Source organism: Ethanoligenens harbinense YUAN-3 (genome assembly GCF_000178115.2).
Lineage (GTDB): Bacteria > Bacillota > Clostridia > Oscillospirales > Ethanoligenentaceae > Ethanoligenens > Ethanoligenens harbinense.
In genome coordinates this window covers 457,501-484,106 of record NC_014828.1, presented here as the reverse complement: position 1 = coordinate 484,106, position 26,606 = coordinate 457,501, and the positions used below count along the sequence as shown (strand labels likewise).

Annotated in this window: 20 protein-coding genes, 1 rRNA gene and 1 riboswitch; of the genes, 13 read left to right on the top strand and 8 right to left on the bottom strand. The window is 60.6% G+C overall.

All coding sequences use genetic code 11. The features are described from left to right. The first annotated feature begins 168 nt into the window (after nucleotides 1–168). The 4 genes from lon to ETHHA_RS02300 all read left to right on the top strand — a co-directional run bounded on the left by lon (nucleotide 169) and on the right by ETHHA_RS02300 (nucleotide 5,061). Nucleotides 169–2,598, top strand: coding sequence for an endopeptidase La (gene lon / locus ETHHA_RS02315; protein WP_013484412.1), 2,430 nt, complete (start codon nucleotides 169–171; stop codon nucleotides 2,596–2,598). Between the two features lie 2 nt (nucleotides 2,599–2,600). Next, nucleotides 2,601–3,203: a ribosome biogenesis GTP-binding protein YihA/YsxC gene (yihA, locus tag ETHHA_RS02310; RefSeq protein WP_013484411.1), complete on the top strand. Its 603-nt coding sequence runs from the start codon at nucleotides 2,601–2,603 to the stop codon at nucleotides 3,201–3,203. 69 nt (nucleotides 3,204–3,272) lie between these two features. Beyond that, nucleotides 3,273–4,571, top strand: a complete 1,299-nt coding sequence (gene lysA, locus ETHHA_RS02305; protein WP_013484410.1) for a diaminopimelate decarboxylase — start codon at nucleotides 3,273–3,275, stop codon at nucleotides 4,569–4,571. Continuing rightward, the gene (locus ETHHA_RS02300; protein ID WP_013484409.1) at nucleotides 4,564–5,061 is read left to right on the top strand and encodes a DNA-deoxyinosine glycosylase; all 498 of its coding nucleotides are present in this window, start codon (nucleotides 4,564–4,566) and stop codon (nucleotides 5,059–5,061) included. Before lysA ends, ETHHA_RS02300 begins: the two co-directional genes overlap by 8 nt. On the opposite strand, the gene ETHHA_RS02295 is transcribed toward ETHHA_RS02300, so the two are convergent. Further along, nucleotides 5,049–5,843, bottom strand: coding sequence for a GH25 family lysozyme (locus tag ETHHA_RS02295; protein WP_049776524.1), 795 nt, complete (start codon nucleotides 5,841–5,843; stop codon nucleotides 5,049–5,051). The genes ETHHA_RS02300 and ETHHA_RS02295 overlap by 13 nt on opposite strands. Nucleotides 5,844–6,068: 225 nt before the next feature. Between ETHHA_RS02295 and rplS the strand changes: the two genes are divergently transcribed. The 7 genes from rplS to thrC all read left to right on the top strand — a co-directional run bounded on the left by rplS (nucleotide 6,069) and on the right by thrC (nucleotide 11,229). Then, nucleotides 6,069–6,413 carry a 50S ribosomal protein L19 gene (gene rplS, locus ETHHA_RS02290; RefSeq protein WP_013484407.1) on the top strand — a complete coding sequence of 115 codons (345 nt, stop codon included), beginning with the start codon at nucleotides 6,069–6,071 and terminating at the stop codon, nucleotides 6,411–6,413. Between the two features lie 94 nt (nucleotides 6,414–6,507). After that, the gene (gene lepB, locus ETHHA_RS02285) at nucleotides 6,508–7,071 is read left to right on the top strand and encodes a signal peptidase I (RefSeq protein ID WP_013484406.1); all 564 of its coding nucleotides are present in this window, start codon (nucleotides 6,508–6,510) and stop codon (nucleotides 7,069–7,071) included. Between the two features lie 24 nt (nucleotides 7,072–7,095). Next, nucleotides 7,096–7,680 (top strand): signal peptidase I, encoded by a 585-nt coding sequence (lepB, locus tag ETHHA_RS02280; RefSeq protein WP_013484405.1) that lies wholly within the window; start codon nucleotides 7,096–7,098, stop codon nucleotides 7,678–7,680. 43 nt (nucleotides 7,681–7,723) lie between these two features. Further along, entirely contained in the window at nucleotides 7,724–8,584 is an 861-nt protein-coding gene (gene ylqF, locus ETHHA_RS02275; RefSeq protein WP_013484404.1) for a ribosome biogenesis GTPase YlqF, read from the top strand. A gap of 2 nt (nucleotides 8,585–8,586) precedes the next feature. Next, complete coding sequence (rnhB, locus tag ETHHA_RS02270; protein WP_013484403.1) at nucleotides 8,587–9,210, top strand: ribonuclease HII; 624 nt, start codon at nucleotides 8,587–8,589, stop codon at nucleotides 9,208–9,210. Then, on the top strand, nucleotides 9,197–9,574 hold the full coding sequence (locus tag ETHHA_RS02265) for a YraN family protein (protein WP_013484402.1): 378 nt from the start codon (nucleotides 9,197–9,199) through the stop codon (nucleotides 9,572–9,574). Before rnhB ends, ETHHA_RS02265 begins: the two co-directional genes overlap by 14 nt. Nucleotides 9,575–9,729: 155 nt before the next feature. Then, on the top strand, nucleotides 9,730–11,229 hold the full coding sequence (gene thrC / locus ETHHA_RS02260) for a threonine synthase (protein WP_106919177.1): 1,500 nt from the start codon (nucleotides 9,730–9,732) through the stop codon (nucleotides 11,227–11,229). A gap of 94 nt (nucleotides 11,230–11,323) precedes the next feature. On the opposite strand, the gene ETHHA_RS15750 is transcribed toward thrC, so the two are convergent. Next, nucleotides 11,324–11,491: a DUF1540 domain-containing protein gene (locus ETHHA_RS15750; RefSeq protein ID WP_013484400.1), complete on the bottom strand. Its 168-nt coding sequence runs from the start codon at nucleotides 11,489–11,491 to the stop codon at nucleotides 11,324–11,326. A 151-nt stretch (nucleotides 11,492–11,642) separates the two neighbouring features. Here ETHHA_RS15750 and ETHHA_RS02250 point away from each other — a divergent pair, with 151 nt between their 5' ends. Then, nucleotides 11,643–12,323, top strand: a complete 681-nt coding sequence (locus tag ETHHA_RS02250; protein WP_013484399.1) for a metallophosphoesterase — start codon at nucleotides 11,643–11,645, stop codon at nucleotides 12,321–12,323. 244 nt (nucleotides 12,324–12,567) lie between these two features. Here ETHHA_RS02250 and ETHHA_RS02245 read toward each other — a convergent pair whose 3' ends face one another. From ETHHA_RS02245 to ETHHA_RS02230, 4 genes are all read right to left on the bottom strand, one after another. Then, nucleotides 12,568–13,863, bottom strand: a complete 1,296-nt coding sequence (locus ETHHA_RS02245; protein WP_013484398.1) for a chloride channel protein — start codon at nucleotides 13,861–13,863, stop codon at nucleotides 12,568–12,570. An 83-nt stretch (nucleotides 13,864–13,946) separates the two neighbouring features. Next, a riboswitch (Fluoride riboswitch) is annotated at nucleotides 13,947–14,023 on the bottom strand. Between the two features lie 44 nt (nucleotides 14,024–14,067). Beyond that, complete coding sequence (gene hslO / locus ETHHA_RS02240) at nucleotides 14,068–14,946, bottom strand: Hsp33 family molecular chaperone HslO (RefSeq protein WP_013484397.1); 879 nt, start codon at nucleotides 14,944–14,946, stop codon at nucleotides 14,068–14,070. A gap of 5 nt (nucleotides 14,947–14,951) precedes the next feature. Beyond that, entirely contained in the window at nucleotides 14,952–15,698 is a 747-nt protein-coding gene (locus ETHHA_RS02235; RefSeq protein WP_013484396.1) for a class I SAM-dependent DNA methyltransferase, read from the bottom strand. Further along, nucleotides 15,695–15,985, bottom strand: coding sequence for a YerC/YecD family TrpR-related protein (locus ETHHA_RS02230; protein ID WP_013484395.1), 291 nt, complete (start codon nucleotides 15,983–15,985; stop codon nucleotides 15,695–15,697). Before ETHHA_RS02230 ends, ETHHA_RS02235 begins: the two co-directional genes overlap by 4 nt. A gap of 199 nt (nucleotides 15,986–16,184) precedes the next feature. Between ETHHA_RS02230 and ETHHA_RS02225 the strand changes: the two genes are divergently transcribed. Beyond that, on the top strand, nucleotides 16,185–23,810 hold the full coding sequence (locus ETHHA_RS02225) for a GH36-type glycosyl hydrolase domain-containing protein (RefSeq protein WP_013484394.1): 7,626 nt from the start codon (nucleotides 16,185–16,187) through the stop codon (nucleotides 23,808–23,810). 134 nt (nucleotides 23,811–23,944) lie between these two features. Here ETHHA_RS02225 and glmS read toward each other — a convergent pair whose 3' ends face one another. Further along, nucleotides 23,945–25,750 (bottom strand): glutamine--fructose-6-phosphate transaminase (isomerizing), encoded by a 1,806-nt coding sequence (glmS, locus tag ETHHA_RS02220; protein WP_013484393.1) that lies wholly within the window; start codon nucleotides 25,748–25,750, stop codon nucleotides 23,945–23,947. A 554-nt stretch (nucleotides 25,751–26,304) separates the two neighbouring features. Next, nucleotides 26,305–26,421, bottom strand: a 5S ribosomal RNA gene (gene rrf / locus ETHHA_RS02215). Nucleotides 26,422–26,606 lie beyond the last annotated feature (185 nt).

The window sequence follows — 26,606 nt, the reverse complement described above, 5'->3', positions numbered from 1 at the left end:
CGGCGCAAAACGCAGAATTTTACCTTATTATACCCCTCCGTGCCGACGAAACGCAAGGGCAGGCAGACTGGAAAACGAATATTGTTGAAATTCGGCGGCGCTTACTTTATAATAGGTAAAACAAGCGCGCCAAGCGCACCTATGCACCCCGTTTCTGGAGGAGACCCGATGAACACTCAAGCCCCCCGCGAAAATACGACGTTGCCGCTGCTGCCCCTGCGGGGCATGGTGGTCTTTCCCGGCACACTGCTCAACTTCGACGTGGGCCGGAAAAAGTCCGCTTTTGCCATCAACGAATCCATGAAAGCCGACCAGATGCTCTTCTTGGTGGCACAAAAAGATATCCGCACCGAGGAGCCCACGGCGGAGAATTTTCACGTCATGGGCACGGTGGCCCGCATCCGGCAGCTGCTGCATGTTTCCGGCGAGAACATCAAAGTGTCGGTGGAGGGGCTGTTCCGTGCACGCCTGTGCGAGATCGTGCAGGAAGACCCGTACTTCGTGGCCGCCGTGGAGCCCTGCGCCGAGACCGGCCGCGCTCCGCGGGCCGCAACGGCCCAGGCCCTGCTTCGGCAGGCGCAGGACCTGGTCGGGGAATACACCGAGATTGGTCCCAAGCTGCCCGAAGAGCTGCTGACCGAGATCGTGGCCGGTAAAGAGCCGGGCAAAACGGCGGACTACATCGCCTCGAACATCCTGCCCCAGCAGGAAGACAAGCAGACCGCACTGGAAGAACTCAGCCCCGTCAAGCGGCTGACGCTGGTACTGCGCATGCTCCGCCATGAGATCGAAGTGCTGCGGCTGGAGCAGGAGATCGCCCAGAAGGTGCAGGAGAGGATCGACAAGGGGCAGCGCGACTATTACCTGCGCGAGCAGCTCAAAACGCTCGCGGAGGAACTTGGCGATCAAAGCGAGGCAGACGAATCCGCCCGCTATCATCAGGCCGTCGATAAACTGGCGCTCCCCGAGGAAAGTGCCAAAAAGCTGCATAAAGAGGCCGACCGCCTGGCGCGGATGCCACAGGGCAGCCACGAAGCCACCGTGGTGCGCAGTTGGCTGGACGCATGTCTCACTCTGCCGTGGAACAAAGAGAGCAAGGATAAGATTGATCTTGCGCAGGCACAGAAGGTGCTGGACGCCGGACACTACGGCATGAAAAAGGTGAAGGACCGCATCCTGGAGAGCCTTGCCGTGCGCAAGCTGGCGCCGGAGCAGAAAGGGCAGATTCTTTGCCTGGAAGGGCCGCCCGGCGTAGGCAAGACGACCATCGCCCGCGCCGTTGCCAAATCGCTGGGACGGCGGTTCGCGCGCGTATCGCTCGGCGGCATCCGCGACGAGGCCGACATCCGCGGCCACCGCAAGACCTATATCGGCGCCATGCCCGGCCGTGTCCTCACGGCGCTCACGCAGGCCGGCACCCGCAACCCCGTGCTGTTGCTCGACGAGATCGATAAGATGTGCGAAAGCTATCAGGGCGATCCGTCCGCCGCGCTGCTCGAAGTACTCGACGCCGAACAGAACCATGCGTTCCGCGACCATTACATCGAGCTGCCGTTCGACCTGAGCGACGTACTGTTCATCACCACCGCCAACAACATCGACACCATCCCCGCGCCGCTGCTCGACCGCATGGAACTCATCGAGCTGCCCAGCTACACCCGCGAAGAAAAATTTCAGATCGCCAAACGGCATCTGCTCACCCGACAGTTGCACACACACGGGCTGACCCGCCGTACCCTGAAAGTAAGCGATGCCGTGCTTTACGATCTCATTGATTTCTACACACGCGAAGCGGGCGTGCGCCGGCTGGAGCGGCAGATCGCGGCTCTCTGCCGCAAAGCCGCCCGCGTCATCGCCGCCGGGGAACAGAAAACCGTTTCGGTCGGCCCCGAACAGTTGGAAAGCCTGCTCGGCCCGCACCGTTTCCGTCCGGAGAGCATCCCCTCCAAAGACGAGGTGGGTGTGGTCACCGGTCTGGCGTGGACGTCGGTGGGCGGCGAGACCATGCCGGTGGAGGTCGCCGTGCTCGACGGCAGCGGCAAGGTGGAACTGACCGGCTCGCTGGGGGATGTGATGAAGGAGTCCGCCATGGCGGCCATCAGTTACATCCGCAGCAAAGCCGATGCGCTTGGCATCGCGCACGATTTCTACAAAACCAAGGACCTGCATATCCATGTGCCGGAAGGCGCCATCCCCAAAGACGGCCCTTCGGCGGGCGTGACCATGGCGACCGCGCTCACTTCGGCGCTGCTGGGTCTGCCGGTACGCCGCGACATCGCCATGACCGGCGAGATCACCCTGCGCGGACGGGTGCTGCCCATCGGCGGCCTGCGGGAAAAATCAATGGCGGCCTACCGTGCCGGCGTTCGTGCCGTCATCATCCCCCAAGACAACCAGCCCGATCTGGCCGAGGTCGATAAAGTTGTGAAAGAGCATGTGCGCTTCATCCCCGCCGACCATATGGACACGGTGCTGCAAAACGCCATCCTCTTCCCGCCGCAGGCCGGGACAGCACGCGCCGAGGCCGCCGCGCAAACCGCGCCGCCCCTGCCCGTGCCGCCCGTGGCCCACACCTCTGCACCGGTGGTGGAGCAATGAGTATGGAGAAAATTCTGCTCGTGCACACGCGGTTCGAGCTTTCGGCCTACCGCGCACAGGATCTGCCGCCCTGCACCGTGCCCGAGATCGTCTTTTCCGGGCGCTCGAACGTGGGCAAGTCCTCCATGCTCAACAAGCTGGCCAACCAGAAAAACCTCGCGCGCGTCAGCTCGGTGCCGGGCAAGACCGTTTCGGTCAATTTCTACCGGTGCGACCGGCCCGGTGATTTCCGGCTGGTGGACCTGCCGGGCTACGGCTACGCGAAGGCCGCCCGCGCGGAGAAAATCAAATGGTCGTCGCTGGTGGAAAGCTACCTCGTCGGCCGGCCGGCCGTGCTGGCCGTGCAGCTGGTGGACAGCCGCCGCTCCCTCACCGCCGACGACGCCGACATGCTGCGGTATTTCCGTGAACAAAGCATCCCCTTCGTGGTGACCATGACCAAGATGGATAAACTCAACGTGACCGAGCAGGCCGCCCGGCTGGCCGCGTTCCCGCCCGAAACCGGCGTGGAAGACGCTCGCATCATCCCGTTTTCCGCCCGCACCGGCCTCGGCGTGGACGCGCTCACGGCCGCCATCGCAGCCGCTCTGCCCGGAAAAGAGTGACCAATAAACATCCCTCCCTCCTGCGCGGCCGCGCAGACCCACAAATCTATCAGGCTGGAGAGTTGCAATATGTTTGTTTCAGATTGTTTGAACGTGAACCTGCGCGGGCACCTAACCATCGGCGGGTGTGACACGCTGGAGCTGGCGGAGCAGTTCGGTACGCCGCTTTATGTGATGGATGAAGCCACCATCACCCAAAACTGCCGGAAATACGTCGAGTCTATCGGCACGTATTACAACAGCCGCGGGCGCGTGTATTATGCCAGCAAGGCGTTCTGCTGCAAAGAGATCTGCCGCATCATGGAAAACGCGGGCATGGGGCTGGACGTGGTTTCCGGTGGTGAACTCTACACCGCCATGAGCGTGGGGTTCCCGGCCGACCGCATCTGCTTTCACGGCAACAACAAAACACCCGGCGAAATCAACTACGCACTGGATTGCGGCGTGGGCCGCTTTGTGGTGGACAATCTCACCGAGCTTGCCCTGCTGAACACGCTGGCGCTCGCGCGGAACAAAAAGCCTTCTGTGCTGTTCCGCATCAAGCCCGGCATCGACGCGCACACCCACAACTTTATCCGCACCGGGCAGATCGATTCCAAATTCGGCCTGGCGCTGGAAACCGGCGAGGCTGAGGAAGCCGTGCGGCAGGCCGTCGCCCTGCCCGGCGTTTCGCTCACGGGCATGCACTGCCACATCGGCTCACAGATTTTCGACATCGCGCCGTTCGAGCTGGCCGCCGAAGTGATGGTCAATTTCATGGCCGACATGCGCGACCGCCACGGTGCCGACCTCACCGAGCTCAACCTCGGCGGCGGCTTCGGCATCCAGTATGTACCCGGGCAGAACCCCGTGCCGTATGACCGCTACATGCAGGCGGTATCGGAAACCGTGAAGAAAACCTGTGAAGCGCGTGATATGGAAACGCCGTTCATTATGCTGGAGCCCGGACGCTCCATCGTGGCGTCCGCCGGCATCACGCTCTACACGGTCGGCGCAGTCAAGGATATCCCCGGCGTGCGCACCTATGTGTCGGTGGACGGCGGCATGGGCGACAACCCGCGCTATGCCCTCTACCAGGCGGAATATGCCGCAGTGGTGGCGGGCAAGGCCGCCGAAAAGCCCACCGAAACCGTGACCATTGCGGGCAAATGCTGTGAAAGCGGCGACCTCATCCAGGAACACACCGCCATCCAGCCGGTGCAGGCCGGGGACATTCTCGCCGTCTTCGCCACCGGGGCGTACAACTATTCCATGGCCTCGAATTACAACCGCATCCCCAGGCCGGCCACGGTAATGATCCGCGACCGCCAGCCACGCGTCATCATCCGACGGGAATCGTTCGAGGACCTCGTGCGCAACGATGTCTGAACCGCGCATTTCCTCGTTTGCACCCGTCTGCTCTCCCGAGAGCCGCGTGCTCATTCTGGGCACCATGGCATCGCCTGCGTCGCTGCGCGCGGGCTTTTTTTATGGACACCCGCAGAATGCGTTCTGGCGCATCCTCGCGGAACTGACGGGCGACGATCCGGGCGTGTCCCCCACAGAAAAGCGCGCATTTCTGTTGCGCCGCCGCATCGCGCTGTGGGACACACTGGAAAGCTGCGCCCGCGACGGCGCACTCGACAGCGCCATCCGCGACGAGCGCCCCAGCGACATTGCAGGGCTGGCCGCACGCTGCCCCGCCTTGCGCGCGGTGTTTCTCAACGGCGGCGCGGCCCTGCGTTTCTATAAAAAATACCACGCGCCGCAGGTGGCGCTCCCTTACTTCGGCCTGCCGTCCACCAGCCCGGCCAACGCGCGCGGCGGCTACGCGGCCAAATGGAAAGCATGGCGGGCGCTCCTACCTTATCTGGCCTGACCGGCGGCGAACGCTTCCAGTTCCCGCTCCGACCCGCAGAAGACGTCGAGGTCGATGAACGGCTCGCTGCCGCTGTAACCGTCCAGCTTTCCCTTGTCGGAATACTGCCAGAACGTCCAATTCGCAGGCTTGGCCGGCGGCAAGCCCACGCTGCGTATCCAGACGGGATTGCGCGCATACGCCCCTTTCAGATAGGCGCCGCAGGTATCACCGGTGCAGTAGAGGATGGGCGGTTTGCCGTACCGTGCTTCCAGCGCGGGCAGCAGCGTGTCCAGCATCCGGCGCACCTGCGCGCGGGCAGGATGGTTTTGTTTATAGCGGCCGTAAAATTCCAGATCGACCACCGGCGGCAGCGCGTCGGCCTCCACGGGCACTGTGCGGATGAAATTGACCGCCTGCGCAGCCGCGTCCACATCAAAATGAAAAAAGTGGTACGCGCCCGTTTTCAACTCGGCTTTGCGGGCGTTGTCCCAATTCTGCGCAAACCGGCTGTCCCGAAACCCCGCGCCCTCCGTCGCCTTGACAAACGCAAACCGTATCCGCTGAGCGGACAGGCGGGCGAAATCCACCGTGCCCTGGTGAGCCGACACATCCACCCCTTGCACGGTATAGCTGCTGGACGCAGGCCGGTTGGGCTCCCAGATCCCGGTCTGATATAGCACAAACAGTAGCAGCGCCGCCCCCAAAAGCAAGGCGGCGTCCGCCACAATCCACCGGTGTTCGCGAAGCGCCCGTGCAAGCCGTCTCATCCCCATTTCCTCCATCGTTTTTTCTTTCAGCATATCACGCCGCGCGCAGTCTGGCAATGCGCATCCGCATGGCTATGTTGCAAAAAAATTCTCGCTTGCCAACGGGTGCAGTTTGTGCTATACTATTTAGGCTATTGAATTTTTCGCGGCGCGCACGCGCGCCTGCGGGGTTTCGTTGCCGGGCAACCGAGAATGAAAACGAACAGTCCTCTGCCGCGGTTTGCAGGCATGAATGTTCTGCCAAAAGGAGTTTTACAAATGAGCAGCTTGCAGGAACTGGTCAAAGACCAACTGAAAACCGAGATCCCCGAACTGAACGTGGGCGACACCGTGCGGGTGTCGGTGCGCATCAAAGAGGGCGACCGCCAGCGTATTCAGATGTTTGAAGGCACCATCATTGCCCGCCGGGGCGGCGGAATCTCCGAATCCTTCACCGTGCGCCGCATCTCGTACGGCGTGGGTGTGGAAAGGGTCTTCCCTGTACACTCCCCCAACGTGGAAAAAGTAGAGATTGTGCGCCGCGGCCGCGTGCGCCGCAGCCGTCTGTACTATCTGCGCGGGCGGGTCGGCAAGGCCGCAAAGGTCAAAGAACAACTGCGCTGAAAAAAGGGGACGGTACGTCCCTTTTTTGCTATACCGGGCGGCTTGGGCTCCCGTGAACAGCCCGGCTTCGTGCATCATAAGGCAGGCGGAAAACATGACAGAATCGACAGCTATGGAAAATTCGAACAAACAGCCATCCACCATGCAGACGGTGTACGAGTATGTCAGTTCGACCGTGTTTGCATTGGCAGTGGTGTTGCTGGTGTTTACCTTTGTGCTGCGCACCGCAACGGTGGTGGGCGTCTCCATGATGAACACCCTGCACGACGGCGACCGGCTTATCCTCTCCACCACCCACGACACACCACGGCAGGGCGACATCGTCGTCCTGTCCACCAAAGCGGTGCGGGAAGCCATCGTCAAGCGGGTCATCGCCACGGCCGGGCAGACAGTCAACATTGATTTTCAGACGCACACCGTCTATGTGAACGGCAAGGCGCTGTCCGAACCGTATATCCGTGAGCCGACCAGCGAACGCGGCGATGTCACATTTCCGGTCACGGTGCCGCCCAATCATGTGTTTGTGATGGGCGACAACCGCAACGATTCTTACGACAGCCGCTTTTCCGCCGTCGGCATGATCGATGACCGGGATATCATTGGTCACGCGGTGTTCCGCCTGTTTCCTCTCTTTAAAATCGGCCCTCTGGCGCGGTAGTACAACTGGAGGCATGCAATCGATATGGAACAACCCATATCCGGGGCGGCCGGGCAGCCGCCGAAAAATCCGCTTCTGCGGGAATGCTATGACTGGATGGGCACGCTGACCTGCACTGTGTTCGTCATCATTTTCATCTTTACTTTTCTGCTGCGCACCGTGAGCGTGGACGGACCGTCCATGATGAACACGCTGCAGAACGGCGACCATCTCATTCTGGCGGAAGCGGGATATACCCCAAAAGCCGGCGATATCGTGGTGCTCTACACCACGGCGGAAAAGCAGCCCATCATCAAGCGTGTGATTGCCACGGCCGGGCAGACGTTGGATATCGACTACCAGAAGCACACCGTCAAAGTGGACGGCCACGTGCTGAACGAACCGTATATCCGCGAGCCCACGGCCTTTGAGGGCGTGGTTCCTGTATCCATGCCCGTCACCGTGCCGGCCGGCCATATCTTCGTGATGGGCGATAACCGCAACAATTCGCTGGATAGCCGCAGCGGCATTGTCGGCATGGTCGACGTGCACGATGTGCTCGGGCATGCGTTAATCCGCCTGTTCCCCAACCCGACGATCCTGCAGACAGCGCCCATCGCCGTGCACTGAGGGATCTGCGCACCGCTTTTAGGGAAAATGGATGGAGGAAAATATGGCAGACATGCAAACCGTGCAGTGGTTCCCGGGACACATGGCGAAAACGCGCCGGATGATCGCGGAATGCCTGCCGCTGGTGGACTGCGTAGCCGAACTGGCCGACGCGCGCATTCCACAGAGCAGCCGCAATCCGGAACTGGACGCTCTCTGCGCCGGGAAACCGCGCATTCTGCTGCTCACCAAGGCGGATTTGGCCGACGCGGCGGCCACAGCAGGCTGGGTCGCCCATTATCAGGCGCAAAGTCTGCACACGCTGGCGGTGGACTGCAGAAGCGGCACGGGCCTAAACCGGTTTTTGCCCCTTTTAAAAGACGTACTGCGGGATAAGATCACGCGCAATGCGCAAAAAGAGCAGAACCGTCCACTGCGCGTGCTGGTAGCCGGCATCCCCAACGTGGGAAAATCTACGTTCATCAACCACATGGCAGGCGGGCGGCGCGCCAAGACGGAAAACCGCCCCGGCGTGACGCGCGGGCGGCAATGGGTCACGTTGCGGGGCGGCGTGGAACTGCTGGACACGCCCGGCGTGCTCTGGCCCAAGTTCGAGGATCAGTCCGTAGGTGAAAAGCTCGCTTTCATCGGTTCGGTAAAAGACACGGTTCTGGACACCGAGGAACTGGCGGCCCGCCTGCTGGAACTGCTCGCGCCGCATTACGCCGATGCGCTGACCGCCCGGTTCAAATGTAAGGGCGAGCTGCCGCGCGAGGGCGGCGCCCTGCTCGAAGCGGTGGCACGGGGCCGCGGTTTCCTCGTCTCCGGCGGCGAGGCGGATACCCTGCGCGCGGCCGGCACTGTGCTGGAGGAATACCGTGCGGGTAAACTGGGGCAAATCACGCTCGAATGGGCGGAGGATTGAGCATGGACTGGCTGACATATGAACATGCGCTCTATGCGCAAGGCTTCGGGACAGTCTGCGGCGTGGACGAAGCCGGGCGCGGTCCGCTGGCCGGTCCGGTGTTCGCGGCGGCGGTGATCCTGCCGCGCGGCGTGATGATCGAGGGCGTGAACGACTCGAAAAAGCTCAGTGAAAAGCGGCGCGAAATCCTGTTTGACCGCATCCGGGATCAGGCGCTTGCCTGTGCCGTCGCCAGCGCCGACGAGCGGGAGATTGCGGAGTACAACATTCTGGGCGCCAGCCTACTGGCCATGCGCCGGGCGGTGTCGTCGCTTCAAATTCCCGCGCAGGCCGCGCTGGTGGACGGCAACCGCGACCCGTTGCTCACCATCCCTTCCACCTGTGTGGTGAGGGGTGACGCGCGGTGCGCCTGCATCGCGGCAGCGTCCATCCTCGCCAAAGTGAGCCGCGACCGCTATATGCTGGAGCTGGACGCCAAATATCCGCAATATGGCTTTGCCAAGCACAAGGGATACCCCACAAGGGCGCATTACGAAGCCATTCTGCGCTATGGGCCATGCCCCGCACACCGGCTGTATTTTCTGCGCAACCTCGAAGAAAAGCGCAAGCAGTATGCAGGCGCGTGACATCGGCGCGCTGGGCGAGCGCGCGGCGGCGGTCTGGCTGCGCGAGCACGGCTACACCATCGTGGGAGCGAACGTGCGCACCCGGTTCGGGGAGATCGACCTCATCGCGGAAGACGGCACCTGTCTGGCGTTCGTGGAAGTGAAAACCCGCGCACCGAACGCCCGCTTCCTCCCTCGCGAGGCGGTGGACGCCCGCAAGCAGGCCCGCATCGTCCGCACCGCGCTGCTCTATCTCTCCACACACACCACCCCACTCCAGCCGCGCTTCGATGTAATGGAGATTCTCCCGGGAGCGGGCGGCGATTTTGCACGCTGCACCATCCGCCACATTCCAAACGCATTCACAGCGCAGTCCCCTTTCTAGACTGCGGCAAAATACGGCAATGTTTTTTGGAAATCTGCCTTTTGACAGGCTTTTTAAGATGTACTACTATATAGTATAAAAGCGGTAACCGGATACACCGTAAACACAGGGCGGCCTTGCCCGATAATAAGACGACCCGCTTGGGGGATATGATGATGAATTATAAAAGCACCAGAAACAATGACGTGACCGTCACCGCTTCGGTGGCCATTAGCCGCGGCATCTCGGAAGACGGCGGCCTGTTCGTGCCGGAAAGCATGCCCTGGCTGTCCTATACCGATCTGAAGATTCTGACGGATTCGGATTATGTGGCACGCGCCAACGACATTCTCAGCCGCTTCCTAGGCGATTTCACCCCCGGTGAGGTGCTGAACTGCGTTTCCCAAGCCTACACGCGCGAAAAATTCGAGACCGAAAGCATCGCGCCGCTGTATGAACTGGAACCCGGTGTCTATCTGCTGGAACTCTGGCACGGCCCCACCTGCGCGTTTAAAGACATGGCGCTCCAACTGCTGCCGCATCTGCTGAGCGTTTCGGTGGAAAAGGCCGAGCCGGGCAAAACCGTCGTCATACTCGTTGCCACCTCGGGCGACACCGGAAAGGCCGCCCTGGAAGGCTTCCGCGACGTGCCCGGCACCCGCATCCTTGTGTTCTATCCCGAGCAGGGTGTAAGCCCCCTGCAAAAGCTGCAAATGGCCACGCAGGAAGGCGAAAATGTATATGTCAGCGCCATCCGCGGCAATTTCGACGATGCGCAGGCCGGCGTGAAGGCCGTCTTTACCGACACCGCCGTCAAACAGAAGCTGGCGGAGCACAACATGGTCTTCTCCAGCGCCAACTCCATCAACTGGGGACGTCTGGTTCCGCAGATTGTCTATTATATTTCCTCTTACTGTGATCTCATCAAAAACAACCGGATCTCTGCGGGCGAGCATATCAATATCGTGGTACCCACCGGCAATTTCGGCAATATCCTTGCCGCCTACTATGCCAAAAAGATGGGCATTCCCATCAACAAGCTCATCTGTGCCTCCAACGCAAACAATGTCCTCACGGAATTTCTGCAGACGGGCGTTTACGACCGCAACCGCCCGTTCTACACCACCATTTCCCCGTCGATGGACATCCTCATTTCCAGCAATCTGGAACGCCTGCTCTACGACCTATCCGCCTGCGACGACAAGCAGGTGCGCGGCTATATGGACAGCCTTGCCAAAACCGGGCGCTATGAGGTGGACGAAGCCATCAAGAAAAGTCTGCAGGAACATTTCTGGGCCAGCTATTGCGACGACGACGGCACCCGCTCCACCATCCGGGAAACCTATGCAAAGAACGCCTGCGTGACCGACCCGCACACCGCCGTGGCACTCAATGTCTATCGGCAGTACCGCGAGAAGACGGGCGACGAGGCCAAGACCATCATCGCTTCCACCGCCAGCGCCTACAAATTCGCGGGTGACGTGGTGGGCGCCATTCGCAGTGAGCAGACCGCCAATGCCGACCAGCGCACGCTGGTCGGTGAACTTTCCAAACTTTCGCTTTCCAAACCGCCCAAGCAGATTTCCTCCCTGTTTGAAAAACCGGTGCGATTTGAAGGCGTCTGCGACAAAGAGGGCATGCAGCAGACCATTTTCACGGTGCTGGGCATCGACTGACCATTTTCGCATACAAGCCGTCGTCCTTTTTGCGTGGTACTGCATCGCTATGTAACCGCAGGGATACCCCCCGCGGCAAAACTACGGCTTGATGTTATTGATGTTCGCCCTGCCGAAACGTCGCACAGATGGTGTCGTCTTTTTTCTGAGCCTGATGTGGACCGACCTCGATCTCGTTGGCATAGCAGTTGGACCGTTTATCGTTATACACACAGTTGGAAACATCACAATGGATACCGGGAATAATTTTTCTCTGTTCCATGATTGATTCACCACCTTTCGCATATTTATTGTGCCCGCCCTGCACGCAAATACAACCGTTTTTTCTTTTGCACCGAACTTTTGCAGCGTGGGGGGCCGCGCGCATTTTTACCGTTTTGAAAAGGAGCCGGCGCCCACCGAAGGGGGATGTCATGTCTTTATACGCCATTGCCGACCTGCATCTCTCGCTCGGCACCAAAAAGCCGATGGATATCTTTGAAGGCTGGCAGGATTATGTGGAACGGCTGGAAGCAAACTGGCGCGCGCGTATTCGGCCGGAAGACACCGTCGTCGTCCCCGGCGATATCTCATGGGCGATGTCCCTGGAAGAGACGAAATCGGATTTTGCGTTTTTGGAAAGCCTGCCCGGCCGCAAAGTGCTCATGAAAGGCAACCACGACTACTGGTGGGCCACCATGGCCAAAATGCGCGCATTTCTGGCGCAAAACGGCTTTGCCAGCCTGTCGTTCGTACACAACACCGCATACCCGGTGGATGCGCGCTGCGTGTGCGGCACACGCGGCTGGTTCTACGACAGCGAGGGCGAGAAAAAAGTGCTGCTGCGCGAGGCCGGGCGGCTGCACACCTCCATCTGCGAAGCGGAAAAACAGGGGCTGGAACCGGTGGTGTTTCTGCACTATCCGCCCATTTACAAGGATTTCACCTGCGCCGAGATTACCGACGTGCTGGCTGCGCATGGCATCACGCGCTGTTATTACGGCCATCTGCACGGGCGCGCAAGACGCTATGCGCTGGAGGGTCTGCACGGCGGCATCCGATACACGTTGATCTCCGCCGACCAGTTGAAATTCGACCCATTGCTCATCGAGTGATTTGGCCACACCGTCGTATAGATAAAAAACGAGCGGACGCATCTGCGCCCGCTCGTTTTTGTCTGCTTATTGGTTTTTATACTGTTCTCCCATTGAAGAGATGACAAAATTTGCAAGCAAATTTTTCGCCCTGTAAGGATAAGGAGAAAAGCGGGCTTTGCCGCCGCTGAAAGCGCAGCCGAACAGAAGCTGTATCGCAAAGATGTCGTCCATTTAGTGGAAAAACGCTATTATGTAAAGGCGCCTATCGTTTTTTGAACCTGGCCATAATATGGGTGACCAGATAGCCGGTAAGGCTGCGGTTTCCGGCAGCATCCAGTGTTTCGCCGGGATGCGCGGGACGGTAGAACGGGCGGCCAGCTGTAACGCGCTGCGCACCGTAAATGCCCGACCTGCCCGAAACATAATAGCTGACAAACACCGCGATGACCACAAAGGGAAGCGATTGGTTGCCAAACAGTTCAAAGCCCATGATGAGCGTCGTCAGCGGCGTATTGGCGGCGCAGCCAAACACCGAGATCATTCCAAGCGCCGCCAGCAAAGACGGCGAGAGCCGCGCAACCAGCCCGAGCCAGCCCCCAAGCCCTGCACCGATATCGAACAGCGGCGTGACCTCGCCGCCCTGGAACCCCGCGCCCAAAGAGAGCACGGTCATCAACAGCTTGAGCGGCCCGTCATACCACTGCGCCTTGCCGGCAAATCCCGCGCCGATCATCCATGTGCTCAAGCCCGCATACGGAACGGCCCGCAGGGCAAGCATGGCCACCAACAGAACCGCGCTGCCGAGCAGCACACGCGGGATCGGATGGCTGACCCTCCGGGCGTAGAAAAGCTTGAGCGCGCGGATGGCCACGGCAAACAGCCGCCCTGCCACGCCGAAGATCATCGCCGCAATCACCACGACCAGAAGCGAATACCAGCCCACCGCCGGCACCGACGTGATGGCATACGTCTCATGCGTGATGCCCAGCGCACGCGTGACCGAATCGGCCGTAAATGACGCCACAAAGCATGGCAGCAACGCCTCATAGCCGAGATGCCCGACAAAGCACATCTCCATGCCAAACACCGCGCCCGCAAGCGGCATGCCGAACACCGAGCCGAAGCCCGCGCTGATGCCGGCCATCACCAGGATGCGATGGTAGGGATGATGCAGATGAAAAGCCCTGCCAAGCACATTGGCAATGGTACCGCCGACCTGCACCGCCGTGCCCTCGCGCCCAACGGAACCGCCGACCAACTGTGTCAGTACCGTGCAGATAAAGGTGAATATTCCCATCCGCAGCGGCACCTGCTCATTCTCGTTTACGCTGTCGATGATAAGGTTGTTGCCGCGCTGTGCGTTTTTGCCAAAACGTGTGTACAGAAACACGGTGAACACGCCCACCACTGGCAGCAGCGCGATCCAGAGCGGCTGCCGCTCACGCATGCCGGTCACCAGCGCCAGCAGCCACAGGAACAACGCCGACACCGAACCCATCGCCACGCCTGTTGCCGCTGTTAAAAGCAGCAGCAGTATCCGGTTCCTCCAACTGACCATTTGTATCCTCTCCAATTGCCCATTTCTCTGTATCCGCATGCCGGGGTATACGCGCAAAAAGGCTGATAGCTCTGTAATTCTCATCGATCACAGAAGTCATCAGCCTGTGTATTGGCAGTTATGGCAAACGCCCGGGGAGCACTTCATTCCCCGATATGCGGTTCTATATTTATGATAACACGCTGCCCGGTGTACGTCAATGGCTTACTTTGCCGGTGGGATCAGATTTTCCAATTCCTCCGCACCGAACCGATAGGTTTTCCCGCAGAAATGGCAGAGCACCTCTGCACCGCCCTGTTCCTCGATCATGGCGTGCAACTCCGTCGCGCCCATACTGCGCAGCGCATTTTCCACCCGCTCACGCGAACATTCGCACACATAGTCCGCGTTGCACTCGTCCAGAATTTCCAGTTCAAACCCATCCAGCACCTGCCGGACCAGATCTTCCGGTGTCTGCCCCGCGTCCATGGCGGCGGTGACGGCGGGCACCCGCTTGAGGTTCTGTTCCAAGCGCCCCACTGCGGCTTCATCGGCAAACGGCAGGAGCTGGATGATATAGCCGCCCGCCACGCGCACGCTCAGGTCGGTATCGACCAGCACGCCCAACGCACAGACCGAAGGCACCTGCTCGCTGGTGGCAAGATACTGCGTGATATCCTCGGCAATCTCTCCCGAAACGATGGACGTGTGCCCCACATACGGCTCTTTCAGATTGAGGTCCTTGAGCACCTGCAGCGTGCCCCTGCGCCCTACCGCACCGCCCACATCCAGCTTGCCCTCCGCATTGAGCGGCAGCTCCACCACGGGGTTTTCCACATAGCCCTTGACATTGCCCTGGCTGTCGGCTACCGCGATGAGCATGCCTGCCGGGCCGTCACCATTCACGCGCAGGGTAATGCTGTCATCCTTGCCTTTGAGCATCACGCCCATCATGGAGGCGGCCGTGAGCAGCCGCCCCAGCGCCGCCGTGACCACCGCGGACGTTTTGTGAATGGTTTCGGCCTGCCGCACCATATCGGTGGCGTCCAGCGCATAGGCCACGATGGTACCGTCTCCCGTGATCGCCCGTATCAGTCTGCCCATCCGTTTCACTCCTTTCGCGCCACATAGACCACGCGTTCTTCTGTTTCACCCGGTGCATCAAACGAGAGATCGGCATAGCGGGCCAGCGGCGCCAGCCCAGCATCCCGCAGCCAGCCGCGCAGCTCCGCGTCCCCATACGCACGCTCGGCAAACGCTTCGTCCTGCCTGCGGTACCGCCCCTTTTCCTGCTCGAAAAAGGTGAGCAGGAACTCGCAGATTCCGCTCTCCCCGTCGAATGCGTTCTGCCACACACAGTAAATCTCGTCATAATCGTAGACAAATGCGTTGCCATCCAGCACATGTCGGAACTTATACGGCGTGTTCACGTCGAAAACGAACAGCCCGCCCGGCTCCAAAAACAACGCCACCCGCTCAAAAGCCCTCCGCACATCATGCTCCGTGAGCAGGTGGTTGATACCGTCCAGCGTGCAGACGGCCGCGCTCACCGTGCCATAGAGATCAATTTCACCCATCTTCTGCAACAGGAACAGCATCTGCCCCTGCGGGAACGCCGCCGCCTTTTCGGCCGCCTGCGCGAGCATTTGCTCGGAAGCATCCACGCCCACCACCTCCCGGCCGTGCCGTGCCAGCTCCACGCTCAAACTGCCGGTGCCGCAGGCGAGGTCCAGCACCGTGCCGGGCTTTTCCCCGTGCCGCTCCAGCACCGACAGCAGATAGTCTGCCCGCGCCTCATAGTCCATATCCTGCATTAGCAAATCGTAATACCGTCCAAGCACGTCGTAGGCGCTCATTCGCTTTCAAGCCTTTCCAGTACGGTGGTATATCCCTCGCTGCCGTAGTGCAGGCAGCGGTTGACCCGGCTGATAGTCGCGGTGCTCGCGCCGGTAGTGGCCACGATATCGCTGTAGATATGGTGGTCGCGCAGCATTTTGGCCACATGCAGGCGCTGTGCCATTGCCTTGATTTCGGCTACCGTGCAGAGGTCTTCAAAAAAATTGTAGCATTCCTCTATGTTTTTCAATGACAGAATTGCCTTGAACAAATAATCCAAATGGTCGTCCTGGATCTTGCTGTTCATGCGAATCCTCCTTTTGCGCGTGGGTCAATGCCTAATGTGACCAGTTTAGCACAATAAAATAAGAAAGTAAACCGTTGGCACGGTCCGCCTTTTTGTGCAAAGACAATGTGGCCGCACAGACTGAAAGCCACCCCATGTATGCTTTGCGCCGCTTTGGGCAAAAATATCCATGAATTTTGAGCCTAACGGGGAGGACGACATGGAGGAAGCAACCAGACAGACCATGGAGCGGGCGGCCAAAGAAGCAGCGGAATATGCCGCGCCGCATGAACAGGCAAAAGCGAGTGCGGTGCGCAAAAGCCTGCACGCCGACCTGGCGCGCATCCGGGAGACATACAAGGAACTGGTCTACGGGCGGGCGGCAGTGGCGGGCGCCTCGGAATGGCTGTTCGACAATTACTACATTTTTGAGCGCGAGGGACGTCTTGTCATCCGTGCACTGGGGGAAACTGAGGCTCTGCCCTGTGATGAGGCGGGCCTTCCACTCATCCACCGGTATGCCGCGCGGTTCTGCGAAGCGGCCGGCGGACGGATTGATACGGCCTCCATCACGGCGTTTCTGTCTGCGCTGGACCAGGCGCGTGAACTGGAAAGCGTGGAACTGGCGGCTTTTCCGCTTTTTCTGCGGGCGGCGCTCATCCACCGCGCCGCCGAAGCCTGCACGCGGGTATCCCAAACCGAAGCGGACGAAACGGCCGTGTCGGATGCGGTGCGCACGCTTCATTTCCTCACCACCTTCGATTTTTCGGAGATCGTGGAGCAGCTCAGCCGCATCGAACGCATCCTGAGCACCGACCCGGCGGGCGTCTACCCCAAAATGGACGAGCGTTCCCGCGCCTGCTACCGCACTCGCCTGGCCGAGATTGCCCGAAAACGCGGCATGCCGGAAGGGCAGGCGGCCGAGCTGGCGGTATCGCTCGCCCAAAACGGCGCCTCTGCCCGCACGCGCCATGTGGGGTATTATATTCTGGAGCAGGAACTGGACCGTCCCCGCCGGCATCGGCGCGGCAAAGCCTATCTGCTCACGTTGTGGCTCGCGCCGCTGGCGTTGGGGCTGGCGTTGGGGCTGCTGCTTGGCGCGCCGTGGGCCGCCCTGCCGCTCTATCTGCCGCTGTGGGAAACGCTTCGCCCGCTGCTCGATTATGTTTTTATGAAAGGCGTGCCGGTTACACAGATGCCGCGCTTTGAGCTCGATGGCGTCATTCCCGAAGGAGCGGATACGCTCGCGGTCATTTCCACTCTGCTCTCCTCCACGCAGAAAGTCGGGGCGTTCGCGCAAAAACTGGAGCAGTTTTATATGGCGAACGGGCGGGGCAGCATCCAGTTCGGCATTTTGGCCGATCTGCGGGAAGCGCGCCTGCCCGAACGCCCGGAGGACAAAGCCGTGGTCACCGCCGCCGTACGCGCTGTCGCCAAGCTCAACCGGAAATACGGCCCGCACTTCTGCCTGTTTGTGCGCGCCCGCCGCTTCTGCGAGACCCAGGGCGATTTTGCGGGCTGGGAGCGCAAGCGCGGCGCCATCCTGGAGCTGGTGCGCTTCATCAAGGGAGAAAAAACTTCCATCATCACGGCGGAGGGCGACCTCGCGCACGTGCGGCAAGTGAAATACCTCATCACGCTGGACGCAGACACCGGACTGATCATGGACAGCGCAGCCGATATGGTGGCCGCCGCCATGCATCCGCTCAACGCGCCGGAAGTGGACACGGCACGCGGCGTGGTGACGCGCGGCTACGGCATCCTCGCGCCGCGCATCGGAGTGGACCTCGAATCGGCAGGCAATACGGCATTTTCGCGCGTGATGGCGGGCTGCGGCGGCGTGACGGCCTACGACAATGCGGCGGGCGACATCTATCAGGACTTGTTTGGCGAAGGCATCTTTGCAGGCAAAGGGCTCATTCATGTGGACGCGTTTTATCAGCTCGCCGGCGGTGCGCTGCCCGAAAATCGCATTCTCAGCCACGATATCCTCGAGGGCTGCTTTTTGCGGGCGGGCTTCCTCTCGGACGTGGAGCTGACCGACGGCTTTCCCGCAAGACCGGATGCCTGGTTCTCCCGCCTGCACCGCTGGGTCCGCGGCGACTGGCAGAACATCGCCTTTCTCGGCCGCCGCATTCCCGCCGCCGACGGCGGGCGGCGCGATTCCCCGCTTGACGGGCTTTCCCGGTTCAAGCTCTGGGACAACCTGCGCCGTTCCCTCACGCCGGTGCTGGCGTTCGTCTGCCTGATCTCGGCGGCATTTTCGCCGCTGCCGCTCGCGCTGTTCCTTGTGGCCGCGGCGGTGCTCTCGGTGGCGGGCGCAGGCTTGTGGAACGCTTTGCTGGCCGTGCTGGCAGGCGGCCCGTCCATGCTCTCGCGCAAATACCACTGTAAGGTAATGCCGCAGGCCGTCAACGCGCTGGCACAGGGCGCTCTGGGCTATCTGTTTCTTCCAGTGCACGCGTGGACGGCGCTGGACGCTCTCTGCAGGGCACTCTGGAGGCAGCACACCGGAAAGGACCTGCTCGCGTGGACGACCTCCGCCGAAAGCGAAACGCGAGCCCGGGGCGGCGACGGTCTGCGCCGGTTCTGGCCGGCCATGACAGCTGGGCTGTTGTTCCTGTTTGCCGCCCTCTCTCCCGCGGCGCAGATCGCGGGGGCGTTTTTCATTGCCGCACCGCTCATCGCGTGGTTCTCCGGCCGCCCCGCTCGCCCCGCGGACGACAGCCTGCGCCCGGCAGATAAAGAGATCCTTCGTTCTTACACGGCCGCGATGTGGCGCTATTATGAGGATTTTGCCGGTGAAGACGACCATTTTCTGCCGCCGGACAACGTGCAGGAAGCGCCGGTGCATGCCGTGGCCCACCGCACCTCGCCCACAAACATCGGCCTTGCATTACTTGCCACGCTGGCCGCGCGCGATTTCGGCCTGATTGACGGAGAAACGCTGTTCCGCCGCGTCGATAGCACGGTTTCCACCATGGAACGCCTGCCCAAGTGGCACGGCCATCTCTACAACTGGTACGATACCCGCACCCTTGCTCCGCTGCACCCGGCCTATGTCTCCACTGTGGACAGCGGCAACCTGCTCTGCTGCCTTACGGCACTCTACGAGGGGCTGCGCGACTACGCCGCCGAAGCCCCGTTTGCTCCGCTGCGCGTACGCATCCGCCAACTGATGGACAACACCGATATGGCCGTTCTCTACAACAAGCGCCGCAAGCTGTTCCATATCGGATACGATATCGAAAAAAAAGAACGGAGCAACATCTACTACGACCTGCTGATGAGCGAGGCCCGGCTGGCCAGTTATTACGCCGTGGCCAGGCGCATCGTGCCCAAACGCCACTGGGGCACGCTGGGGCGCACCCTCACGAGACAGAACGGCTACACCGGCCCGGTCTCTTGGACGGGTACGATGTTCGAATATCTCATGCCCCACCTGTTGCTGCCCGTCTACGAGGACTCCCTCTCGGCTGAAACGCTGCGGTTCGTGCTCTACTGCCAGAAACGGCGGGTGCGTTCCCACGGTGTGCCATGGGGGATTTCCGAGAGCGGATTCTATGCGTTCGACGCCGCGCTCAATTATCAGTATGAAGCGCACGGCGTGCAGAAACTGGCGCTCAAGCGCGGCATGGACAATGATCTGGTGGTCTCGCCGTATTCCACCTTTCTGGCGCTGCCATTTGATACCGCCAACAGCCTGCGCAACCTGGAACGTCTGGAAAAACTGGGACTGTACGGCCGCTGCGGATTCTTTGAGGCCGTGGACTTCACCGCCGCACGCACCGGCGGCCGGGGTGCCATCGTCAAAAGCTATATGGCGCACCATGTAGGCATGAGCATCGTAGCCTGTGCGAACGCCTTGTTCGGCGGCGTGATGCAGGAACGTTTTCTGCGCAACAGCAGTATGCGCGCCGCACAGGATCTGTTGCAGGAGAAGATTCCCTCCGGCGCGGTGGTCTTCCATGACGTGCCCCGCCGTGAGATTCCCGACAAGCCGGGGCGCGGGCAGTTCGTGCGGGAAGAATTCGAGCAGGTCAGTCCCGCCACGCCGCGAGCGCACACCATCGCCAACGGCGAATACACCCTGGTACTCACGGACTGCGGCGTTTCGTTTTCGCTGTTCCGCGGCATCGACCTCACCAAGCGCAGCGACGATCTGCTGCGCCGTCCCGCTGGCGTTTTCGCGCTTGCACGCGTCGGGAAGAAGACCGTCTGCGCTACTGCCGCGCCTTTTTACATGCGGGACCGCGCCGTGAAGCATACCGCCGCTTTCCTGCCGGACGGCGCGCTCTATAAAGCCGAGACCGGCTCGTGGGGACTCTCCATGCGCGTCTGCCTGCATGGGCAGGCACCCTGCGAGGCGCGTGCACTGGAGCTGTCCAACACCGGCTCCCGGGCGGTAAGTGCCGACTTGTTGGTTTATCTGGAACCGCTGTTGGCCAAAACGGCGGATGAAGCCGCTCATCCGGCATTCTCCCGCCTGTTTTTACGCGCGGCCTACCGCGAGGACACCCACGTGCTGCTTTTTGCGCGCCGACCGCGCGGCACCGAATTGCCCGCGTTTTTGGCTGTGGGGTTCGCGGAGCTGGACACGCCGTTCACATTTGAGCTGGACCGAACCGCGCTACTCACCCGACCGGACGGCATTGCCTCGCTGGCCGGCGCGTTCGACGCCCCGTTTTCCCGCAGAACCGGCGCGGTGCCGGATGCCGCGGCTGCCCTGCGCCTGCGTCTAAACGCACCCGCCCACGGCAAAAAAAGTGTGACGCTGCTGCTTGCCGCCGCCAACACCGACGAGGAGGCAGAAGCCAGGCTGATCGAGGCACGGCGCGAGGGCTTCCATGCCATCCTGCGGGACGCGGCCGGCAAAAACGGGAGCGGCATCGAATCACGCCTGGCCGCCCTCATTCTGCCCCAGATCCTTTTTCTGGCGGAGGATGGGGACAGCGAGCGCGCAGAAGCAAAAGCAAGGAACCGGATGGGTCAGCCGGGCCTGTGGAGCTTAGGGATTTCAGGCGACCTGCCGCTCATCCTGTTCCCGTTCCACGGAGCCAGTGAGCAACTGGATGCCTATGTGCGCACCCACCGCGCGCTGCGGCTGCAGGGCATCACCTGCGACCTCGCCATCACCTACCGGGAGGGCGGCGACTACGCCCGCCCGCAGGCCGACGGCATCAAGGCGGTTCTGAAAACCTGCGGCAGCGACTATCTCATCGGTGCCCGTGGAGGGGTGCATCTGGTCAACCTCAGCCACCACCCGGAGGAGACCGGCACCCTGCTGCGGGCGGTAGCCTGCCATATCGCGCGTCCGTCCGCCCGGCCCGCATTCACACCCTACGCCGCTGCGCCGCTGCGCGCACCCAAACCGTCTGGCGGCGACGCGCCCGCATTTCCGTTCTATGCGGGCGGTTTCGTAGGAAGCGATGTGCTCATCCCGCACGGTCAGGAGACGCCACCCGCGCCGTGGTGCCACATCCTCGCCAACCAGACGTTCGGCACGCTGGTATCCGACCGCGCGCTGGGCTGCACCTGGGCCGTCAACGCACACGAAAACAAATTGACCCCCTGGCTAAACGACCCCGTAAGCGACAACCGGGGCGAACTGCTACTGCTGCGCCTGGGGCGGCATATCTACGACCTCTGCGCCAACGCGCGGGTGACGTTTACGCGGAACGAAGCGAGATACGACTGTGAAGTGGAAGAACTCTCCATTTCTTTGCAAGTGCATATTCCAGGCAATCTAATGGCCAAAACCCTCACGGTGGAGCTGGCCAACGCCGGGAACCGCCCCGTGCCCTATGAAATCGCCTATTACACCGAACCGGTCTGCGGTGCACATCTGGGCACGCGGCGCTGCCTGACCGTGCAGCAGCAGAACGACGCCGTTTTGCTGTGCAACCCATGGGCCACCGTTTCGGGCGTGGGGGTTCTGGCGGCACAGGGAAAAAGTGCGCTGGTCACCGGGCGGGCGGCGTTCCTTGCGGGCGACTGGTCGGGAGCCGGCGCTCATGCGCCCGGCTCCTGCGCGGCGCTGGTGCAACACGGCACATTGGAGCCGGGCAAACGCAAGGCGCTCGCCTTTACACTGGGCTGGGGCGCCCGCGAGCAGGCCGCGCTGGACATCGCGCGTATGGCTTTACAACTTACGACACCCGAATCGAACGACATGGGCGGCGCGGAGACTCCTGCGCCCGAACATCACGTGCCGGCGGCGGTTTTTGCCGAAATGGAAGCCGCTGCGCCCCTCGCGCCCGCCGTCCTCACCGGTACGGCCGCAACCGATACGGATATGGCTACCGCAGATCCGCCGCTCACTCCTCCCGCGTCCCAAGCACCGGCCTATCGCGGGCAGCCGCCGTATACGGATGATGAGATCGAGGTGGAAACGCCGGATGAACCGCTCAATCGGCTGATGTCGGTACTGCGGCGGCAATTTCTGTCCGCGCGCATTCTGGGGCGCACAGGGTTTTACCAATGCGGAGGTGCGTGGGGTTTCCGCGACCAGTTACAGGACTGCGGCGCGGCGCTGCTGCTCGACCCGCGGCTGGTAAAAGCACATATCTTCCGTTGCGCGGCGCACCAGTTCCGCGAAGGCGACGTGATGCACTGGTGGCACCAGCTTCCCCCGTGCGACGGCGGTGCACGCGGCGTACGCACCCGCATCTCGGACGACCTGCTCTGGTTACCGCTCACGGTCTGCGACTATCTCGAAAAGACCGGTGACAGCCGGGTTCTGGCCACCGTCATCCATTACCTCGACGGGCCGCTGTTGGAGCAGACCGAGAGTGACCGGTATTTCGCACCCGGCCGGTCGGACGAGCAGGAAAATGTATATGGGCACTGTGTGCGCGCCATCGAGCGCGCATCGGCTTTCGGCGCGCACGGCCTACCGCTGTTCGGTGCGGGCGACTGGAACGACGGCATGAATCTGGTCGGCGCGGGCGGCAAAGGCGAAAGCGTTTGGCTGGCGCTGTTCCTCGCCCATGTGCTCGACCGCTTCGCCCCCATCTGCCGCGGCATGCACGACGATGCGCGCGCCGAAACCTACACCGCGCGGGCGCAGGCACTGCGCGAGGCGGTGGACACGCATTGCTGGGACGGGGCGTGGTATCTGCGTGGTTTCTATGACGACGGTGCGCCGCTGGGCGGAAAGACCTGCGACGAATGCAAAATCGATATCCTGCCGCAGGCATTTGCCGCCATCGCGGACATGCCGGACGCGGGCAGACGCCGACAGGCGCTGGATTCCATGCTGGAACATCTGGCTGACGGGCGTCTGAAGCTGGTCAAACTGTTTACCCCGCCGTTCGATCACGGGATGCACAACCCCGGCTATATCCGCTCTTATCCACCCGGCATCCGGGAAAACGGCGGACAATACACGCATGGCGCGGTCTGGGCGGCGCTGGGGCTGCTGTCCGACGGACGGGCGGACGACGCCTGGCGCATCCTGCAATGGCTCAACCCGGTGGGCCGCGCACTGGACGCGGGGCAGGCACGCATTTACCGTCTGGAGCCCTACGCAATGGCAGGGGACATTTCCTCCAACCTCGCCATCGAAGGGCGCGGCGGCTGGAGCCTGTACACCGGCGCGGCGGGCTGGTATTACCGCGTGGTGCTGGAGCACCTGCTGGGGCTGCACATCCGGGCAAAAGAACTGACTATATCCCCTTCACTTCCGTCGGACTGGAACGGGTTTTCCGCCCACCTGCGCCTGCGCGGGAGCGACATCTCACTGCGGGTGAAAAAAGGCGGCGCGCCCGGGCTGACGGTAAACGGCGACAAGGTGAAGGCCATTCCGCTCGACGGGAGAACCCATACCGTACGTCTCGGAATATAAGAACCTTTTCCGCATAACCGCAAAAACGAAACGCACCGAATGCAAATCATCCGGTGCGTTTCTCTGTGTAATCCGCCCGGCAAGCGCATGCAGGCCGTGCTTCAATCAAACGGCAGGAACGGCATATCCTTCAATCATTCCACCGTTACGGACTTGGCAAGATTGCGCGGCTGGTCGATATCGCAGCCGCGTTCCGCCGCCATGTAATACGCAAACAGTTGAAGCGGCACGACCAAAACCGAGGGCATGAGCCATTCCGGCACATCAGGCAACATAAGGACATGGTCTGCCACATCCTCCGTCACATGCGCGCCTTTTCCGCAAAGCAGCAGCACCTCCGCTCCGCGGGCCTTCACCTCTTTGATATTGCTCACCGTTTTTTCAAACAGCTTGCTTTGCGTCGCCAACGCGATCACCGGCGTATGTTCTACAATCAGTGAAATGGTACCATGCTTGAGTTCACCGGCGGCATAGGCTTCGCTCTCCACATACGCGATCTCTTTCAGTTTGAGCGCACCCTCCATGGAAGACGGGTAATCCACGCCACGTCCAATGAAGAACGCGATCTCCTGTTTGGCATAAGCCGCGGCAGCCTCTTTGCACGATGCATCGAGCTTCAGCGCTTCTTCCACCATATCCGGCAGTTTCTGCAGGTCTGCGCAGAGCACGCGCGTCTCATGCGGGCTGATCCGCCCGTGGTCCAGTGCCAACTGAAGTGCCAGCAGGTCGAGCATGGCTAACTGCACGGAATACGCCTTGGTGGACGCCACCGCGATCTCCGGTCCCGCCCAGGTATACAGAACACAGTCGGCCTCGCGGGCAATAGAGGAACCCACGACATTGACGATCGCCATCGTGCGGACACCTTTCTGCTTGGCCAGTCGCAGAGCCGCAAGTGTATCGGCTGTTTCGCCGGACTGCGAAATGATGACCGCCAGATCCTTTTTGCCGATAATCGGATCGCCATACCGGAATTCGGAAGCGACATGCACTTCCGCCGGCACCCGCGCGAAGCGCTCAATGGCGGCGCGCCCCACCAGACCGGCATGCATGGCCGTGCCGCAGCCTATGATGTGGACACGTTCCACCCCCGAAAGATCCCCGCAGCCCAAAGAAGGCAACCCATTGAGCAGACGCGGGTTGACGGTATCGCGCACAGATTTGGGCTGCTCATAGATTTCCTTTAGCATGAAATGCGCAAACCCGCCTTTTTCCGCGGCGGCAATATCGAACGCGGCGGTCTGCTCCTCTTTTTCCACCGTTTCACCGGAAAGCGTGTGGAACGTGACGCCTTGCATGGTAATCTCCGCGATTTCATTTTCGTCCAGCAAATAGTAATGACGGGTATATTTGAGGATAGCGGGAATATCGGACGCAATAAAGTTTTCCCCCTGCCCTGCACCCACAATCAGCGGACTGTCTTTGCGCACCGCATAAATGCGTTCCGGAAAATCCGCGAACAGAATACCCAGTGCGTAGGAACCGCGCGCGTGCCCAAGTGCGGCTGCAATGGCTTTCAGCGGATCGCCGTGATAAGAATAATCGATCAGCTTTGCCATCACTTCCGTGTCGGTATCCGAGACAAAATCGTAACCCTGCCCCTTGAGCATCTCTTTGAGCTGCAGATAGTTTTCAATGATGCCGTTATGCACAATCGTCACGTTGGGAGCAGCATGGGGATGCGCGTTTACGTCCGACGGGCCTCCATGTGTTGCCCAGCGCGTGTGGCCAATCCCGCAAACCCCGCGCGGTGTTCCCGTTTTTTCCAGCTTTTTTTTCAGCTCCGAAAGATGCCCTTTGGCTTTGACGATTTTGATTTTGCCCTGTTCAAAAACTGCGATCCCTGCCGAATCGTATCCGCGATACTCTAATTTTCCAAGTTCATCAAGCAAAACATCCGCTGAATCTTTTTCACCGATATATCCTACAATACCACACATATGGTTGATCCTCCATTCACCAAAACCGTCCGACCTCTGTTTTACAGGACATATTACCGGCCCGGTCTGTTCAAAAAGGCCTATGCATCTTTGCGTGCAAGATGCCATACAGGCCCACACTGTTTCCTTTTAAAAATGCGCAACACAATTTCACCAGCATCTACCCTCTGTTTCGCGGTTACCCGCGGGTTTTACAGGCAAATGTAACGACCGTGGTTAAGCGGCCGGAAAGGCATCCGCCGAATCTTTCGATAACCTTTCTCCTCGTCAACCGGCCAGAACCGGTCCAGGCGCTAGCTGCATATGTTTTCGATTGGTTTATGGCCTCCTTCCTAAATCTGAATATAGAACCTCCTTTCTCAAGCACTCCAAGTTATACCCTTCATAATACACGACTTTTTCTTATTGTCAAGTTATTTGGCAGTGAAATCGTTGTGCATGTTACATATATATGTGCTTAGCCAAAAAATTGTTTTGCATATAACGCAAAACAACAGACAAAAAGAAGAGGAACAGCAAAAAACTTAACTGTTCCTCTTCTCTTGGTCTGCTTGTGCCGGCACCGACCTATTTTCCCAGGAAGCTTCCCTCCAAGTATCTTCGGCACCGATGAGCTTAACTGCCGTGTTCGGAATGGGAACGGGTGGAACCTCATCGTCATTGACACCGGCTGCACTGGCCATGCAACCAGGTTCAGGATACTCAGCAGAAACCAAATGCGGCTCTGCCTGAAACCTTTACCTGTCTGCTGCCCTGTGGTTGTATCTTCATCCGGTTTGAAGTGATCGCGCCGGAAAAAGGCCTATTTAATATAGCACAATCCGTTTGGTTTTGCAACCCCGCAGACTGGTACTCT

What these genes read in the sequence shown, in the direction of transcription:
- lon (WP_013484412.1), top strand. Translation starts at nt 169, where the DNA reads ATGAACACTCAAGCCCCCCGCGAAAATACGACGTTGCCGCTGCTGCCC.
- yihA (WP_013484411.1), top strand. Translation starts at nt 2,601, where the DNA reads ATGGAGAAAATTCTGCTCGTGCACACGCGGTTCGAGCTTTCGGCCTAC.
- lysA (WP_013484410.1), top strand. Translation starts at nt 3,273, where the DNA reads ATGTTTGTTTCAGATTGTTTGAACGTGAACCTGCGCGGGCACCTAACC.
- ETHHA_RS02300 (WP_013484409.1), top strand. Translation starts at nt 4,564, where the DNA reads ATGTCTGAACCGCGCATTTCCTCGTTTGCACCCGTCTGCTCTCCCGAG.
- ETHHA_RS02295 (WP_049776524.1), bottom strand. Translation starts at nt 5,843, where the DNA reads ATGCTGAAAGAAAAAACGATGGAGGAAATGGGGATGAGACGGCTTGCA.
- rplS (WP_013484407.1), top strand. Translation starts at nt 6,069, where the DNA reads ATGAGCAGCTTGCAGGAACTGGTCAAAGACCAACTGAAAACCGAGATC.
- lepB (WP_013484406.1), top strand. Translation starts at nt 6,508, where the DNA reads ATGACAGAATCGACAGCTATGGAAAATTCGAACAAACAGCCATCCACC.
- lepB (WP_013484405.1), top strand. Translation starts at nt 7,096, where the DNA reads ATGGAACAACCCATATCCGGGGCGGCCGGGCAGCCGCCGAAAAATCCG.
- ylqF (WP_013484404.1), top strand. Translation starts at nt 7,724, where the DNA reads ATGGCAGACATGCAAACCGTGCAGTGGTTCCCGGGACACATGGCGAAA.
- rnhB (WP_013484403.1), top strand. Translation starts at nt 8,587, where the DNA reads ATGGACTGGCTGACATATGAACATGCGCTCTATGCGCAAGGCTTCGGG.
- ETHHA_RS02265 (WP_013484402.1), top strand. Translation starts at nt 9,197, where the DNA reads ATGCAGGCGCGTGACATCGGCGCGCTGGGCGAGCGCGCGGCGGCGGTC.
- thrC (WP_106919177.1), top strand. Translation starts at nt 9,730, where the DNA reads ATGAATTATAAAAGCACCAGAAACAATGACGTGACCGTCACCGCTTCG.
- ETHHA_RS15750 (WP_013484400.1), bottom strand. Translation starts at nt 11,491, where the DNA reads ATGGAACAGAGAAAAATTATTCCCGGTATCCATTGTGATGTTTCCAAC.
- ETHHA_RS02250 (WP_013484399.1), top strand. Translation starts at nt 11,643, where the DNA reads ATGTCTTTATACGCCATTGCCGACCTGCATCTCTCGCTCGGCACCAAA.
- ETHHA_RS02245 (WP_013484398.1), bottom strand. Translation starts at nt 13,863, where the DNA reads ATGGTCAGTTGGAGGAACCGGATACTGCTGCTGCTTTTAACAGCGGCA.
- hslO (WP_013484397.1), bottom strand. Translation starts at nt 14,946, where the DNA reads ATGGGCAGACTGATACGGGCGATCACGGGAGACGGTACCATCGTGGCC.
- ETHHA_RS02235 (WP_013484396.1), bottom strand. Translation starts at nt 15,698, where the DNA reads ATGAGCGCCTACGACGTGCTTGGACGGTATTACGATTTGCTAATGCAG.
- ETHHA_RS02230 (WP_013484395.1), bottom strand. Translation starts at nt 15,985, where the DNA reads ATGAACAGCAAGATCCAGGACGACCATTTGGATTATTTGTTCAAGGCA.
- ETHHA_RS02225 (WP_013484394.1), top strand. Translation starts at nt 16,185, where the DNA reads ATGGAGGAAGCAACCAGACAGACCATGGAGCGGGCGGCCAAAGAAGCA.
- glmS (WP_013484393.1), bottom strand. Translation starts at nt 25,750, where the DNA reads ATGTGTGGTATTGTAGGATATATCGGTGAAAAAGATTCAGCGGATGTT.